At 64.5% G+C, this 13,939-nt stretch carries 14 protein-coding genes; 8 read left to right on the top strand and 6 right to left on the bottom strand.

What is annotated here, in order from left to right; all coding sequences use genetic code 11:
- Nucleotides 1-209: 209 nt before the first annotated feature.
- Nucleotides 210-1,046 (top strand): universal stress protein, encoded by an 837-nt coding sequence (locus tag OEG81_RS08310; RefSeq protein ID WP_264132255.1) that lies wholly within the window; start codon nucleotides 210-212, stop codon nucleotides 1,044-1,046.
- Here the strand turns inward: OEG81_RS08310 and OEG81_RS08305 are convergent.
- A complete protein-coding gene (locus OEG81_RS08305) occupies nucleotides 1,009-2,535 on the bottom strand; it encodes an NAD(P)H-hydrate dehydratase (RefSeq protein ID WP_264132254.1) in 1,527 nt (508 codons plus the stop codon). The two genes, OEG81_RS08310 and OEG81_RS08305, sit on opposite strands and share 38 nt — an antisense overlap.
- Nucleotides 2,536-2,632: 97 nt before the next feature.
- Between OEG81_RS08305 and OEG81_RS08300 the strand changes: the two genes are divergently transcribed.
- On the top strand, nucleotides 2,633-3,562 hold the full coding sequence (locus OEG81_RS08300) for an ABC transporter ATP-binding protein (RefSeq protein ID WP_264132253.1): 930 nt from the start codon (nucleotides 2,633-2,635) through the stop codon (nucleotides 3,560-3,562).
- Nucleotides 3,559-4,320 carry an ABC transporter permease gene (locus OEG81_RS08295; RefSeq protein ID WP_264132252.1) on the top strand — a complete coding sequence of 254 codons (762 nt, stop codon included), beginning with the start codon at nucleotides 3,559-3,561 and terminating at the stop codon, nucleotides 4,318-4,320. The genes OEG81_RS08300 and OEG81_RS08295 overlap by 4 nt, the downstream gene beginning before the upstream one ends.
- Before the next feature lie 55 nt (nucleotides 4,321-4,375).
- Here the strand turns inward: OEG81_RS08295 and OEG81_RS08290 are convergent, their stop codons facing one another.
- The 4 genes from OEG81_RS08290 to OEG81_RS08275 form a co-directional block, all read right to left on the bottom strand.
- Nucleotides 4,376-4,858, bottom strand: coding sequence for a YajQ family cyclic di-GMP-binding protein (locus OEG81_RS08290; RefSeq protein ID WP_264132251.1), 483 nt, complete (start codon nucleotides 4,856-4,858; stop codon nucleotides 4,376-4,378).
- A 90-nt stretch (nucleotides 4,859-4,948) separates the two neighbouring features.
- Nucleotides 4,949-6,610 (bottom strand): acyl-CoA synthetase, encoded by a 1,662-nt coding sequence (locus OEG81_RS08285; protein WP_264132250.1) that lies wholly within the window; start codon nucleotides 6,608-6,610, stop codon nucleotides 4,949-4,951.
- 151 nt (nucleotides 6,611-6,761) lie between these two features.
- Nucleotides 6,762-7,487: an LrgB family protein gene (locus tag OEG81_RS08280; protein WP_264132249.1), complete on the bottom strand. Its 726-nt coding sequence runs from the start codon at nucleotides 7,485-7,487 to the stop codon at nucleotides 6,762-6,764.
- Nucleotides 7,484-7,885: a CidA/LrgA family protein gene (locus OEG81_RS08275; protein WP_264132248.1), complete on the bottom strand. Its 402-nt coding sequence runs from the start codon at nucleotides 7,883-7,885 to the stop codon at nucleotides 7,484-7,486. The genes OEG81_RS08280 and OEG81_RS08275 overlap by 4 nt, the downstream gene beginning before the upstream one ends.
- A 56-nt stretch (nucleotides 7,886-7,941) precedes the next feature.
- Between OEG81_RS08275 and OEG81_RS08270 the strand changes: the two genes are divergently transcribed.
- On the top strand, nucleotides 7,942-9,159 hold the full coding sequence (locus OEG81_RS08270) for an MFS transporter (RefSeq protein WP_264132247.1): 1,218 nt from the start codon (nucleotides 7,942-7,944) through the stop codon (nucleotides 9,157-9,159).
- Here the strand turns inward: OEG81_RS08270 and OEG81_RS08265 are convergent.
- A complete protein-coding gene (locus tag OEG81_RS08265; RefSeq protein WP_264132246.1) occupies nucleotides 9,067-10,044 on the bottom strand; it encodes a DMT family transporter in 978 nt (325 codons plus the stop codon). The two genes, OEG81_RS08270 and OEG81_RS08265, sit on opposite strands and share 93 nt — an antisense overlap.
- A gap of 134 nt (nucleotides 10,045-10,178) precedes the next feature.
- Here OEG81_RS08265 and OEG81_RS08260 point away from each other — a divergent pair, with 134 nt between their 5' ends.
- The 4 genes from OEG81_RS08260 (at nucleotide 10,179) to OEG81_RS08245 (ending at nucleotide 13,939) form a co-directional block, all read left to right on the top strand.
- The gene (locus OEG81_RS08260; protein ID WP_264132245.1) at nucleotides 10,179-10,628 is read left to right on the top strand and encodes an Lrp/AsnC family transcriptional regulator; all 450 of its coding nucleotides are present in this window, start codon (nucleotides 10,179-10,181) and stop codon (nucleotides 10,626-10,628) included.
- A 172-nt stretch (nucleotides 10,629-10,800) separates the two neighbouring features.
- Complete coding sequence (locus tag OEG81_RS08255; RefSeq protein WP_412034122.1) at nucleotides 10,801-11,532, top strand: hypothetical protein; 732 nt, start codon at nucleotides 10,801-10,803, stop codon at nucleotides 11,530-11,532.
- A 134-nt stretch (nucleotides 11,533-11,666) separates the two neighbouring features.
- Nucleotides 11,667-12,695 carry an amino acid ABC transporter substrate-binding protein gene (locus tag OEG81_RS08250; protein WP_264132244.1) on the top strand — a complete coding sequence of 343 codons (1,029 nt, stop codon included), beginning with the start codon at nucleotides 11,667-11,669 and terminating at the stop codon, nucleotides 12,693-12,695.
- Nucleotides 12,696-12,760: 65 nt separating this feature from the next.
- Complete coding sequence (locus OEG81_RS08245; RefSeq protein WP_264132243.1) at nucleotides 12,761-13,939, top strand: amino acid ABC transporter permease; 1,179 nt, start codon at nucleotides 12,761-12,763, stop codon at nucleotides 13,937-13,939.

The following is a 13,939-nucleotide window of genomic DNA, read 5'->3' as shown; positions in this document are numbered from 1 at the left end:
GTTCTCGAGGCATGGGCCGAAGGTCATCGTCTGTCCGGCCCTATATTGAACACCGGGAGTTTAACGCGATTGGAGCGTGCCAACGCCAAGCCATTCGCCAAACCCCGTACGGCCGGCGGGACTATTCAATTGTTCAGCAAACCGCGCATCATTCCTACAGCGACAAGTCTTGCAAGCAGCAATCGGCCACTCTACACAGGAGGTTCATTATGCTCGGACGCATCGCCATCCATCTCGGCCACGACGAAGGCCTGCCCCGGCGCCTGCGCGCCGCCCTGCAACTGGCCACCGAACACAAGGCCGAACTCATCGGGATCTACCCGCCCGAAACCGTCCCGCATTACTACTCCGAGACATCTCCCATCCCCGAAGAGATGCAAAAGCTGGCCGACAGCCGGTTCGAGCAGGCGCGCGTATCGGTGCAGAAGACGTTTCTCGAACAAACGGGCACCGCCGGCGTACGCGCCCAGTGGCGCGCGCCCAAAGGCAGCGCCGAAGAGGTCCTTGCCCTGCACGCGCGGTATTGCGACCTGCTTGTCATGAGCAAGGCCGGCCACAGGGACTCGGCGGCTTCGCTGGCGCCCAACCTGGCCGAAGCCGTGATCATGGCCGCGGGCAAGCCCGTGCTGATGATACCGGCGGTGGGCGAGGTAAACCCCATAGGCCGGCGGGTGCTGTTCTGCTGGGACCATAGGCGCGAAGCGGCGCGGGCATTCTCGGATGCGGCGCCGCTGCTGCATGCATGTTCCCGGCTGACCGTGCTGACGGTCGATCCGCATCCCGATTATCTTGCCGGAAAAGACCTGCACGAAAACGACTTTGCCGACTACTGCGCGGCCCTGGGCTATCCCAAGCCGCGCGAGATCTTCAAGCAAAGCGAGGACTACGGCGTAGGCAACATCATCCTGAACACGGCCACCGACGAAGACAGCGACCTGATCGTCATGGGCGCCTACGGACACAGCCGCATGCGGCAGTGGATCATGGGCGGCGCCTCGCGCACGCTGCTCAATTCGATGACGGTGCCGGTCCTGATGTCCCACTAGCCTGTGCAGCGCCGGCCCGCAATCGGGCTTGCAGGCCCCTTAGCACCCGGGGCACCTTATGGTGCAGATCCTCGGACACCAGCCCCGGACCGAACAGCCTGGCCGCTTCGCCATGCACCCATACGGCGGCGGCGGCAGCGGCGAAGGCCTCCATGCCCTGGGCCATCAGGCCCGCGATCAGGCCGGCCAGCACGTCGCCGGTGCCTCCCGTGGCCAGTTGGGGCGGCGCGTTGCCGTTGACGATCGCGCGCCCGTCGGGCGAGGCGATGACGGTGTCGGCCCCCTTCAACACCACCACCGCCCCGCTATGCGCGGCCGCATGGCGGGCGCGCTCGAGCTTGTTGCCGCTGGCTGAAAAGATGCGGTTGAACTCCCCTTCGTGAGGCGTCAGCACGCAGGGCCCCTGTATGGCGTCGAACAAGGATTGCGGATCGGACCCGAAAACGCTGATGGCGTCCGCATCGAGCACCACGGCGCGCTTTCCGGCCAAAGCCTGAAGCGCATGCCTTCTTGTCGTATCGGAAATTCCCGCACCCGGGCCCACGATCACCGCGTTGATGCGCGCATCGGCCAGGATGTCGTCCAGCCCGCCCGATTCGCGCATGGGATGCACCATGATGCCGGTCAGCGCGGTGGCATAAATGGGCCAGACCGATGCCGGGGCCGCCACCGTGACCAGCCCCGCCCCGATACGCGCGCACGCCTGGGCGGCAAGGCGCGCCGCGCCGGTCATGATGCGGCCGCCCACCACCAATGCATGCCCGCGCTGGTATTTGTGCCCCTGCTCGCTGGGCCAGGGAAACAGCGGCAGCCAGAGATCGGGCGCATTCTCGAAAAGGGCGGGTCCGATATCGTCCAGGACGGAAGCCGGTATGCCGATGTCGGCCAGCAGCAATCGGCCGCACAGGCTTTTGCCCGGCATCAGGACGTGTCCGGGTTTTTTTCTGAAGAAAGTGACGGTCAGGCGGGCGGGCGCGGCGTCGCCCAGGATGGCGCCGCTGCCGCCGTCCAGGCCGCTGGGCACATCGACCGCGCACACCGGAATGTCGCGTTGCTTCAGGGCGGCGATGAATTCGGCGGCCTGTCCTTCCAGCGGACGCGACAGGCCGGCGCCGAACAGGGCGTCGATCAGCAACCCGGCGCCGTCCAGCAAATCGACGGACAGCGGCTTGACCGGCCCATCCCACAGCGAGGCATGGTGGGCGGCATCGCCCGATGAGGGCCTTTTGCCGCCAAGCAAACCCACCGTGACCGGCCAGCCCGCCCCTTGCAGGTGGCGCGCCGCCACGAAGCCATCGCCGCCGTTGTTGCCCGGGCCGCAGGCAATCAGCACCGGCCGGCGGCTCCAGTGGGCCGCCACGGCATTGGCCACCGCTGCGCCGGCCGCCTCCATCAGCGCGATGCCGCTTACGCCGCGCTGTATGGCGGCCTGATCGGCCCTGGTCATCTGGCCGGGCGTAAGCAAGGCGGTGTGCGGGTTCAAGCGCATGAAACGGCTACCTTTTGAAACCGGTCGCGCGCACGGCAGGCGCGAAAATGGTGTCCATGATTATGGTATTGTGACGCAGTCGAGTCGGAAAATCATCATGCCCTCCATTATCTCCGTATCCGGCCTGGACAAGATCTACTCGTCGGGCTTTCGGGCGCTCAAGAACATCAACCTGGACATCCACCGGGGCGAGATATTCGCCCTTCTGGGTCCGAACGGCGCCGGCAAGACGACGCTCATCAGCATCATCTGCGGGCTGGTCAAGCCCAGCGCCGGCACGGTCCTGGCCGACGGGCACGACATCGTCCGCGACTACCGCGCGGCGCGGTCGAAAATCGGCCTGGTGCCGCAGGAGCTGACGACCGACGCCTTCGAGACCGTTTGGGCCACGGTCAGCTTCAGCCGGGGCCTGTTCGGCAAGCCCGCCGACCCGGGGCACATCGAGAAAATCCTGCGGGCCCTGTCCCTGTGGGACAAAAAAGACAACAAGCTGATCACGCTGTCCGGCGGCATGAAGCGGCGCGTGCTGATCGCCAAGGCGCTGTCACACGAGCCGCAGATACTTTTCCTCGATGAGCCGACCGCCGGGGTGGACGTATCCCTGCGCAAGGAAATGTGGCAGGTGGTCAGATCCCTGCGCGACACCGGCGTCACCATCATCCTGACCACCCACTACATCGAAGAGGCGGAGGAAATGGCCGACCGCGTGGGCGTGATCAACAACGGCGAGATCGTCCTGGTGGAAAACAAGGCCGAACTCATGCGCAAGCTGGGCAAAAAACAGCTGACCCTGCAATTGCTGCAGCCCCTGCCGTCGCTGCCGCCGCTACTGGCGCCCTACCAGCTGGAACTGGCGGCCGAGGGCAATGAAATCGTCTACACCTACGACACGCAGCGCCGCCACAATGACATTGCCGACCTGTTCAAAGACCTGGGCCAGGCCGGCATCGCCTTCAAGGACCTGCAGACCAAGCAAAGCTCGCTGGAAGAGATTTTCGTGAAGCTGGTACGGAGCCCCGCCCGATGAACATCCATGCAATCCGCGCCATCTATGCCTTTGAAATGGCCCGCACGTGGCGCACCCTGCTGCAAAGCATCATCGCCCCGGTCATTTCGACTTCGCTGTATTTCGTGGTGTTCGGCGCCGCCATCGGGCACCGCATCACCGAGATCGAGGGCATCAGCTACGGCGCCTTCATCGTGCCGGGACTGATCATGCTGTCGCTGCTGACGCAAAGCATCTCCAACGCCTCCTTCGGCATCTATTTCCCGAAATTCACGGGAACCATCTACGAATTGCTGTCGGCTCCGGTCTCGTATTTCGAGATCACCCTGAGCTATGTGGGCGCCGCCGCCACGAAATCGATCATATTGGCCGCCATCATCCTGCTGACCGCGGGTTTCTTCGTCCCGCTGAAAATCGATCATCCCTTGTGGATGCTGCTTTTCCTGCTGCTGACCTCGGTCACCTTCAGCCTATTCGGTTTCATCATCGGCATCTGGGCCGACGGTTTCGAAAAACTGCAGTTGGTGCCCCTGCTCATCGTCACGCCGCTGACCTTCCTGGGCGGAAGCTTTTACTCCATCGACATGCTGCCGCCCTTCTGGCAGACGGTCACGCTGTTCAACCCCGTGGTCTACCTGATCAGCGGCTTCCGCTGGAGCTTCTATGGCATCGCCGACGTCAACGTATACATCAGCCTGGGCATGACGCTGCTCTTTCTTGCGCTATGCCTGGCGATCGTGGCGTGGATATTCAGGTCGGGGTACCGGTTGAAGAACTGAGGCGGCTCGCGCCGCCTGCCGGGGGCCCCCTGGCCCATGGACGCGGGCCCGGCCGCTAATCGCGGAAATTATCGAATTGCAGCGGCAGATCGACTTGGGCCTTGCGCAGCAAAGCGATGGCCGCCTGCAGGTCGTCGCGCTTCTTGCCGCTGATGCGCAGCTTTTCGCCGTTGATCTGCGCCTCGACCTTCATCTTGGCCGCTTTGAGTTCGGCGATCAGCTTCTTGGACACCGCCTGCTCTATGCCTTGCTTGATGGTGACCTTGCGGCGCGCGCCGCCCAGGTTTTCAAGCGGATCGCCGACGTCCATGCAACGCACGTCGATATTGCGGGCCGACAGGCGGCCGCGCAGGATGTCCAGCATCTGGTTCAATTGAAAAACGCTGGGCGCCGATTGCGTCACCACGAAGCCATCGAGTTCGAACTTGGCATCGGTGCCCTTGAAGTCGAAACGGGTGGACAGTTCGCGATTGGCCTGGTCGACCGCATTGCTCAGTTCATGCTTGTCGACTTCGGAAACGACATCGAAAGAAGGCATACGACAAATCCTGTTAGTGAATCCACCGCCAGTGTACTAAAAGCCGATGGCGCAATAGGATGGCAGCCCGCCCCCCGGAACGGGCGGGCATCAGCTTGCGGTGGCGGGCTCCAGCGCCTCGGCCCGCTTGCGCAGCTCGAATTTCTGGATCTTGCCCGTGGATGTCTTGGGCAGTTCGCAAAACACCACGGTGCGGGGCACCTTGAAGCCCGCCATATGCTGCTTGCAATGCTCGATGACGGATTCGGCCGTCACCTCGGAGCCGTCCTTGAGCTCGACGAAGGCGCAAGGCGTTTCGCCCCAGCGGGCATCGGGCCGCGCCACCACGGCGGCCGCCAGGACGGCCGGATGGCGGTACAGCACGTCTTCGACCTCGATGGAGGAAATGTTCTCGCCGCCCGAGATGATGATGTCCTTGCTGCGATCCTTGATCTTTACATAGCCGTCGGGATCCATGACGGCCAGGTCGCCGCTGTGGAACCAGCCTCCCGACAGCGATGCCTGCGTGGCCGCGGGGTTCTTCAGATAGCCCTTCATGGTGATGTTGCCGCGGAACATGATTTCGCCCATGGTCTGGCCGTCGGCCGGCACGGGGCGCATGGTTTCCGGGTCCATGACGCTGATGCCGCGCTCCAGATGGTAGGTGACGCCCTGCCGGGCGTTCAGACGGGCGCGCTCGCCGATGTCCAGGTCGTCCCAGGCTTCGTGCTTGGCGCAAACCGTGGCCGGGCCGTAGACCTCGGTCAGGCCGTAGACGTGCAACAGATCGAAGCCCATGCGCTCCATGCCTTCTATCATGGAAGCCGGCGGCGCGGCGCCCGCCACCATGGCCTTGATGCCCTGCGGCACCCCCTGCTTCATGCTGTCGGGGGCATTGACCAGCAGGCTGTGCACGATGGGCGCGCCGCAATAATGCGTGACGCCGTGCTCGCGCATGAAATCGAAGATGACCTGCGCATCGATCTTGCGCAAGCAGACGTTCACGCCCGCCCGCGCCGCCACCGCCCAGGGGAAGCACCAGCCGTTGCAATGGAACATGGGCAGAGTCCAGAGATAGACCGCGTGCTTGGGCATGTCCCATTCCAGGATATTCGAAATGGCGGCCGCGGCGGCGCCACGATGATGGTAGACCACGCCCTTCGGGTTGCCCGTCGTCCCGCTGGTGTAGTTCAGCGCAATGGCGTCCCACTCGTCGGCGGGAAGATCCCAGTCGAACTCTGGATCGCCGCCGGCCAGGAACGCTTCGTAGTCCCGCGCGCCAATCGGCTGGTTGCCGCCCGTGTACAGCGGATCGGACACATCGATGACCTGAATGGGGGCCTTGGATTGGCGCAAGGCCAGCGCACGGCTCATGACCGGCGCGAACTCCGTATCGACGATCACCACCTTGGCCTCGCCATGGTCGAGCATGAAGGCGACCATCTGAGGATCCAGCCGCGTATTCAGCGCGTTCAGGACAGCGCCCAGCATGGGAATACCGAAATGCGCCTCCACCATGGGCGGCGTGTTGGGCAGCATGACGGCCACCGTATCGCCCTTGCCGATGCCAATATTCGCCAGCGCGCTGGCCAGCCTGCGGCAGCGGGCGTAGAGCTCGCTCCAGCTGCGCCGCAGGGCTTGCGGCCCCGACCCATGCACGACCGCCAGACGCTGCGGATACACCTGGGCGGAGCGTTCGATGAAAGACAGCGGCGACATGGCCGCATAGTTGGCCGGTGTTTGCGGCAAATCCTGGTCGTAAATGCTGGACATCCTGGTCTCCTGTGATTATTTTTTTGCGCTGGCTCGCCGGCGATAATGAACGCCTGTGCCGCCCATGCCGATTCAACCGTGCATGCTGGCGCGTGGACGCTCGCGCGACGGACGAGCCGGCGCCCGCTGTAACAAAATCATAGCTCCAGGCTCAGAAAAGCGCCAGCAGGGCAAACAGCAGGGGTACGGCCAGGGCCGTGGCGATGCCGTTCAGCCCCATGCCCAGCGCCGCAAAGGCGCCGGCCGTTTCATTGGCCTGGAAGGCGCGCGCAACGCCGATGGCGTGCGCGCTCAGCCCCAGCGCAAATCCCTGTACGGCGGGATCGTTCACACGCAAGGCCCTCAGCAAGGCGCCGGCCATGATGGCGCCGGCGATCCCTGTGATGGCCACGGCTATCGTCGTCAGTGCGGGCAGGCCGCCGTTCAGGCCGGCCACTTCCATGGCGATGGGCATGGTGGCCGACTTGGGCGCCACCGAAGCCTGCGTGACGAAAGATCCGCCCAGCGCCCAGGCTATGCCCACGGCCGATACGACCGCCGTGAGGCATCCGGCCAGCAAGGCGACGGCGACCGGGACCAGCATGCGCTTCAGGCGGTCCAACTGCCCATACAAGGGTATGGCCAGCGCCACGGTGGCCGGACCGATCAGGAACTGCAGGAACCAGGTATGCCTGGCATAGACCGGATACGGGGTGCCTGTCGCGGCCAGGAAGGCGACGACCACGATGACCGCCGTCAATACGGGCAACAGCAGGGGATGACCCCCGGCGCGCCGGTGAACCGCGACGGCCAGGATATAGGCCAGCAAGGTGAAGCAGAGCCAGAACAGCGGTGTATCGGCCAGGTGCGCCCAAAGCGCCGGAAGATTCGCGCTCATGGACCGGACGCCCCCGCGCGTTTCAGCATCCACCTGAACGTCAATGCCGTCACGACGATGGTCAGCGCCACGCCGGCGACGCAGGCCAGCAGAAAGGGAATCCATTCACGCTCCAGCGTGCCGAAATACACCATGACGCCCGCCACCGCCGGAATGAAAAGCAGCATCAGGTGCTTGAGCATATGGTGACAGGCATCGCGCAGGCCCGCCGGGACGCGGCCGTATGCCATCAGCGCGGCCAGCATGAGCAGCATGCCGATCAAGGGACCGGGTAGCGGCAGGCCGGTCAGGCGGGCCAGCGCCTCGCCGGCGATCTGCATCAGGAAAAGCACGGCGAGGGCAAGCAATACGGGCATGGGCGCACAGAAGCAGGAAGGAATCAGACGGGACACTAGCATACGGGGACGCCAATATCCAGATATCGATTATCATCGCCATAAAAACTGGAACCATCATGCGGATAGACCGGCGCGCAGTCACCGTTACCAGCCTGGGGCTTACCCAGACTCTGGCCTGGGCCTCTTCCTATTACCTGCCCGCGATGCTTGCCGGCTCCATGGCCCGCGAACTGGCCTTGCCCATACAAGCCGTATTCGCCGCATTCTCCGCCGCCCTGGTCCTGGCGGCGCTGCTGGGTCCCTTGGCGGGCCGCTGCATCGACCGCTACGGCGGCAGGCCCGTCCTGCTGGCCAGCAATCTGATCTTCGCCGCCGGGCTGTCTTGCCTGGCATGGTCTCCAGGCACGCTGCTGTTTTTCATCGGGTGGCTGCTGATCGGCGCGGGCATGGGCATCGGCCTGTACGAAGCGGCTTTTTCCACGGTGGTGAAGCTTTACGGCGACCAGGCGCGCAATGCCATAACCGGGATCACGCTGTTTGCCGGCTTTGCCAGCACGGTGGGCTGGCCCCTGTCGGCCTGGCTGGAAGTGGAATTCGGCTGGCGGACCGCCTGCCTGGCATGGGCCGGCCTGCACCTTTTCGCAGGCCTTCCGCTGAATGCCTCGTTACCGGCGCGCACGGATTCCGCGACGGCGCCCGAGGCCGTCGCGCCAAGCCAGGCCGATGGCGCCATGCAGACGCGAGCTGCTCCGGCCGGCGGGACGGAACCGCCACGCCATGCCGGCCTGCTGCTTGCACTGGTCTTTGCCATCACCTGGTTCATCAGCACCGCCATGGCGGCGCACCTGCCCCACCTGCTGCAGGCCAGCGGCATGACGCTGGCGGCGGCCGTGGCCGTCTCCGCATTGGTGGGGCCGGCCCAGGTCGCGGCGCGCCTGATGGAGTTCGGCCTGCTGCGCAGGACGCATCCGCTGGTCTCGGCCAAGCTGGCGGCGCTGGCGCATCCGGCCGGGGCCGCCTGCCTGATGATTGCGGGAGGCTCCGCCGCTGTTCCGTTCACCGTATTGCACGGCGCGGGCAACGGCATACTCACCATCGCCAAGGGCACCCTGCCCCTGGTCATTTTCGGGCCGCTGGGCTATGGCCTGCGTCAGGGCCTGCTGATGGTGCCCGCCCGCATCGCCCAGGCGGCGGCGCCCTTTCTGTTCGGCATCCTGATAGACCACTGGGGCGTCTCGTCCTTATGGGTGTCCAGCCTGCTGGGACTGATCGCCTGCCTGGCCTTGTTCGGGCTGGGGCGCGGCATGCGCGCCTCCCGCCAGGTGGCCGCGTGAACGCAGGGACGGCAGCGTCCAGCCCTGCCGCATGGCGGCCGCGGCCAGCAGGATGGCCGCCGCGCCCAGCCATTGCAGCCATTCAAGCCGATGTCCGAACGCGAACCAGTCCACCATGATGGCGACCACGGGGTAGATGAAGGACAAGGCGCCGGTGATGGCCGTCGGCAGTTTCTGGATGGCGCCGTAGAGCAGCACGTACATCAGTCCGGTATGCACCACACCCAGCATGGCCAGGATCAGCCAGACCGATGGGGGTTCCTGGGCCACGGCGGTCACCTGCGCAAACGGAGCAAGCAAGGCCACGCCGGCGCATACCTGCACAAGCGCGATCAGGTGCGGCGGCGTGCCGGTCAGGCGCTTGACCAGCAGCGCCGCGACGGCATACAGGAAGGCGGCTCCCAGAGCCAGTGCTATCCCCGGCAGATAGGCGTCGCCTTCGCCGTAGGCCGGCGAGCCATGCTGCTGTGTGATGGCCAGCATGCCGGCAAAGGCCAGGACCAGCCATGCCATCTTGTCCAGGCTCAAGCGCTCGCCCAGGAACAAGGCGCCCAGCCCCACCAGCATGAAGGGCTGGGTGTTGTAGACCGCCGTGGCAATGCCGATGGAGGCGCGTGAATAGGCGGCGAACAGCAATACCCAGTTTGCCACGATGGCCACGCCGCTGATCAAGGCCCAGCCGAAGCTGGCCCAGCTCATCAGGCCGGGACGCAGGAATCCCATCAGCGCGCAAATGGCCAGCAAAGTGGCCGCGCCGATCGCGCAGCGCCAGAACACCACGTCCAGGACGGGCTGCCCCGATACAAGAACGAACCAGCCTATGGTTCCCGAGATGAGCATGGCGCCCGTCATCTCCAGGGAACCGCGCTTCACTTGATTATCCATTTACCGAACTCCCGTTTTCCATGAGTGGAATTGTGACGTTTTCGAGGACTATCCACCATGGAAAAAAGAAGGCAGAATAAGCCGGATTCCTTTTTTTCGAAGGCGCGTAAGAACATCTTCCTGCCGAATTGCCCATGCCCGACGACATCGACCGAATTCTTATCAATGCCCTCATGGAGGACTCCCGCCTTTCGCTCAAGGCGCTGTCGCGCGCCAGCGGGCTGTCCTCGCCCAGCGTGGCCGAAAGACTGCGCCGCCTGGAGGAACGCGGCGTGCTCACCGGCTACACCGTCAACGTGGACCCCAGGTCGTTCGGCTACATGCTGCAGGCCATCGTGCGGGTGCGCCCCCTTCCCGGCCGCATGCACGCCGTCGAGCGGCTGATCCAGGGCATTGCGGAATTCACCGAATGCGACAAGGTGACGGGCGAGGACTGCTTCGTGGCGCGCCTGAACGTCCGGTCCATGGAGCAGCTCGACGCCATCCTGGACAAGCTGGCCGACCAGGCCGAGACCAATACCGCCATCGTCAAGGCCAGCCCCGTGAAGCGCCGCCTGCCCCCGCTGATCCCAACCGACCCATAGACACCCGCCGCCCGGCCCATCGAGGACGGCGGGCCGCATGACGCCATGGCCCGGCCAGCCTGTCTGAAGCGAAGCGGGCTGTAAAGGTTTTCTGATAAAGTCTAGGCCGGGAGGACGCCCGGATCCCGCTCCGGCGCCGCGATGCACGACAAAGAAAACGGATAACGATGGAATGAACGGCGCTCGAAGGGCTAGCTTGATTGTCATGGCCTTCATGGCCGTTGCGGCGCTGGCGGGCTGCTCGTCGCTGGACGGAACTGAAAACTCACGCCCGCGCAGCGAAGAAATGTCCTTCGATCAATTGGCGCAGACCGACTTCAACCGCACGGTCACCATCGCCATGCGCGACAATCTGGACAGCCTGTCGCGCCTGCTGGAAAAACTGTATCGGCGCAATCCCGCCGAATGGCGCAAGACCGGAGCGGTCAGCCTGGAGGCTGCCGTGCAACAGGGCCGGCAGGCCATACAGACCGGCCAGGCGCCCGCGGAGCTGGCTTCGCTGCATGATGTGGAGATACTGGCGGTCGCCCTGGATCCGGCCTATCGCGGGGACCGCGTGGGCGCCTTCATCTTCGGCATGGCCAACATGATCATCGGTGCCCATGGCGGCAAGACGCGCTTCTACGTATCGGACGCGCTGGATGCCCAGCACGTGTACAACGCCGCCCGCAATGTCGAGGTGGCGGCCTGGCTGCTGGCCAGCCGGCGGGACGCGGCAGGACGGCCGCTGCTGCTGGCCAACGAAATGTCCAGCGTTGCCACCAACCTCAGTTTCGAACGCGAATTCGGGCAACTGGTCGGCCGCCTGGACCTGGTGGCCAACTTGCTGGACGAAAACCTGCGGCGCGTCGGCATCAATTACATGCAGGGCCTGCTGTTCTTCAATTTCCTGCCCGTGCGCTAGTGAGCTGCCTGGTCACCTATAATGCGCTGCTCGGTGAAACGTATGCTACAAATCCATACGCGGCGGGCCGCGCCCGGCGATCATCATGCACATGGCGGACCGCCCGCCCATATACAAGACAAAAAGGAAACGACATGACAAGCAGCCATTACCTATCGGCCGCCGCCCTGGGCATTGCCCTGGCCGCAACGGGCGGCATCGCGCACGCCGGAAAAACCTTCGACTCCGTCAAAGCCAAAGACCAGCTGGTCTGCGGGGTGAACACATCGGCTCCGGGCTTTTCGGGGGTGGACAGCAAGGGCCAATGGGCCGGCCTGGACGTCGACGTCTGCCGCGCCGTTGCCGCCGCCGTGCTGGGCGATGCGGGCAAAGTGAAGTACGTGCCGCTGAATCCGCCGCAACGCTTCACCGCCCTGCAATCGGGCGAGATCGACATGCTGGCGCGTAACACCACCTGGTCCATGACGCGCGACGTGTCGCTGGGCGTGGTCTTTACAGGCATCAACTACTACGACGGCCAAGGCTTCATGGTGCCCAAGAAATTCAACGTCTCCAGCGCCAAGCAGCTGAAGAATGCGGAAATCTGCCTGCAATCGGGCACCACCAGCGAAAAGAACGTGGCCGACTATTTCAGCGCCAACGGCATACCCTACAAGTCCGTGGTGTTCGATTCCCCCGAAGCGGCGCACACCGCCTTCTTCGCCGGCCGCTGCCAGGTCATTTCCACCGACATGTCGGAACTGGCGGGCATCCGCACACAAAGCCCCAAGCCCGACGACTACGCCATCCTGCCCGACGTCATCTCCAAGGAGCCGCTGGGCCCCGCGGTGCGCCGCGGCGACGACGAGTGGTTCGCCGTCGTCAAATGGGCGCTGTTCGCCATGCAGAATGCGGAAGAAATGGGCATCACCCAGGCCAATGTCGACAAGGTGAAAAGCGAAAGCAAGGATCCCAACGTCCAGCGCCTGCTGGGAACCAGCGAAGACATGGGCAAGCAGTTGGGGCTGGACAAGGACTGGGCCTACCGCATCATCAAGCAAGTGGGCAACTACGGCGAGAGCTTCGACCGCAACATGGGTGAGAACTCGCCGTTGAAACTGCCCCGCGGCGTCAACAACCTGTGGAACAACGGCGGCCTGATGTACGCTCCGCCCGTCCGCTGAGCGGGGTGCGAGCCTGACTTGAAGGAACGGGGCCTCCCGTTCCTTCCGCGTTTGGAGATGGTCCGATGCGACCCGACAAGAACAAGCCGAAACGGCGATTTTCATGGTCCACCGAGGAAGGCCGCGCGCTGATCTATCAGGTCGTGGCGGTGGCCATCCTGGCGCTGGTCGCCTGGTTCATGCTGTCCAACACCGCCCGGAACCTGGCGACCATGCAGATCCGCAGCGGCTTCGGCTTTCTTTCGCAGCCCGCCGGCTTCGACATCGGCGAAGGCCTGGTCGCCTATGCGTCCAGCGACTCCTACCTGCGCGCCTTTCTGGTGGGCGTCTCCAATACCGTGCGCGTCGCCCTGGCGGGCATCGTCCTGGCCACGGTGCTGGGCACCCTGGTGGGCATAGGCCGCCTGTCCAGAAACTTCCTTCTGCGCAAGCTGTGCGACGGCTTCGTCGAAACCCTGCGCAATATTCCCCTGCTCATCCAGTTGCTGGGCTGGTATCTGGTCATCACCGAACTGCTGCCCACGGCGCACGAGGCGATCCAGCTTCTGCCCCACACTTATTTAAGCAAGAGCGGCCTGCAATTGCCCATGCCCGTCTGGTCGCCGGGCTGGCTGCTGGCCCTCATCGGGCTCCCCGTGGGCATCGTCTGCGCGCGCCTCATCCGCAAATCGGCCCAGCGCAAGCGCGACCGGACGGGCGATGCGCCGCGCATCGCCGTGCCGATGGCCGCCGTCATTGTCGGCATGCCCATCCTGGGCTGGCTGGCGGGCGGCGCGCCCACCGCGTTCGACCTGCCCGAGGCGACGGTGTTCAGCATCAGCGGCGGCATGGCGCTCACCCCCGAATTCCTGGCACTGCTGGCCGGCCTGACCCTGTACACCGCCAGCTCTATCGCGGAGATCGTCCGGGCGGGCATCCTGGCCGTATCGTCCGGCCAGCTTGAAGCCAGCTCGGCGCTGGGCCTGAGCCGGCGCCAGACGCTGCGCCTGGTGGTCCTGCCCCAAGCCATGCGGGTCATCGTCCCGCCCCTGACCAGCCAGTACCTGAACCTGACGAAAAATTCCTCGCTGGCCGTTACGGTCGGCTATCCCGACATCGTCTCCGTGGCCAATACCTCGCTGAACCAGAACGGGCAAGCGCTGGAATGCATTTCACTGATCATGCTGGTCTATCTGACCATCAGCCTGCTGATTGCCGCCTTCATGAATTGGTACAACCATCGCATGGCCCTGGTGGAGCGATAA

This window comes from Pollutimonas sp. M17, from assembly GCF_025836975.1.
Lineage (GTDB): Bacteria > Pseudomonadota > Gammaproteobacteria > Burkholderiales > Burkholderiaceae_B.
The sequence above is the reverse complement of the archived record's forward strand: the minus strand, read 5'-3'. Positions and strand labels throughout refer to the sequence as shown.

Excerpts from the sequence above, each read along its gene's own strand:
- OEG81_RS08310 (WP_264132255.1), top strand. The coding sequence starts at position 210 with ATGCTCGGACGCATCGCCATCCATCTCGGCCACGACGAAGGCCTGCCC.
- OEG81_RS08305 (WP_264132254.1), bottom strand. The coding sequence starts at position 2,535 with ATGCGCTTGAACCCGCACACCGCCTTGCTTACGCCCGGCCAGATGACC.
- OEG81_RS08300 (WP_264132253.1), top strand. The coding sequence starts at position 2,633 with ATGCCCTCCATTATCTCCGTATCCGGCCTGGACAAGATCTACTCGTCG.
- OEG81_RS08295 (WP_264132252.1), top strand. The coding sequence starts at position 3,559 with ATGAACATCCATGCAATCCGCGCCATCTATGCCTTTGAAATGGCCCGC.
- OEG81_RS08290 (WP_264132251.1), bottom strand. The coding sequence starts at position 4,858 with ATGCCTTCTTTCGATGTCGTTTCCGAAGTCGACAAGCATGAACTGAGC.
- OEG81_RS08285 (WP_264132250.1), bottom strand. The coding sequence starts at position 6,610 with ATGTCCAGCATTTACGACCAGGATTTGCCGCAAACACCGGCCAACTAT.
- OEG81_RS08280 (WP_264132249.1), bottom strand. The coding sequence starts at position 7,487 with ATGAGCGCGAATCTTCCGGCGCTTTGGGCGCACCTGGCCGATACACCG.
- OEG81_RS08275 (WP_264132248.1), bottom strand. The coding sequence starts at position 7,885 with ATGCTAGTGTCCCGTCTGATTCCTTCCTGCTTCTGTGCGCCCATGCCC.
- OEG81_RS08270 (WP_264132247.1), top strand. The coding sequence starts at position 7,942 with ATGCGGATAGACCGGCGCGCAGTCACCGTTACCAGCCTGGGGCTTACC.
- OEG81_RS08265 (WP_264132246.1), bottom strand. The coding sequence starts at position 10,044 with ATGGATAATCAAGTGAAGCGCGGTTCCCTGGAGATGACGGGCGCCATG.
- OEG81_RS08260 (WP_264132245.1), top strand. The coding sequence starts at position 10,179 with ATGCCCGACGACATCGACCGAATTCTTATCAATGCCCTCATGGAGGAC.
- OEG81_RS08255 (WP_412034122.1), top strand. The coding sequence starts at position 10,801 with ATGAACGGCGCTCGAAGGGCTAGCTTGATTGTCATGGCCTTCATGGCC.
- OEG81_RS08250 (WP_264132244.1), top strand. The coding sequence starts at position 11,667 with ATGACAAGCAGCCATTACCTATCGGCCGCCGCCCTGGGCATTGCCCTG.
- OEG81_RS08245 (WP_264132243.1), top strand. The coding sequence starts at position 12,761 with ATGCGACCCGACAAGAACAAGCCGAAACGGCGATTTTCATGGTCCACC.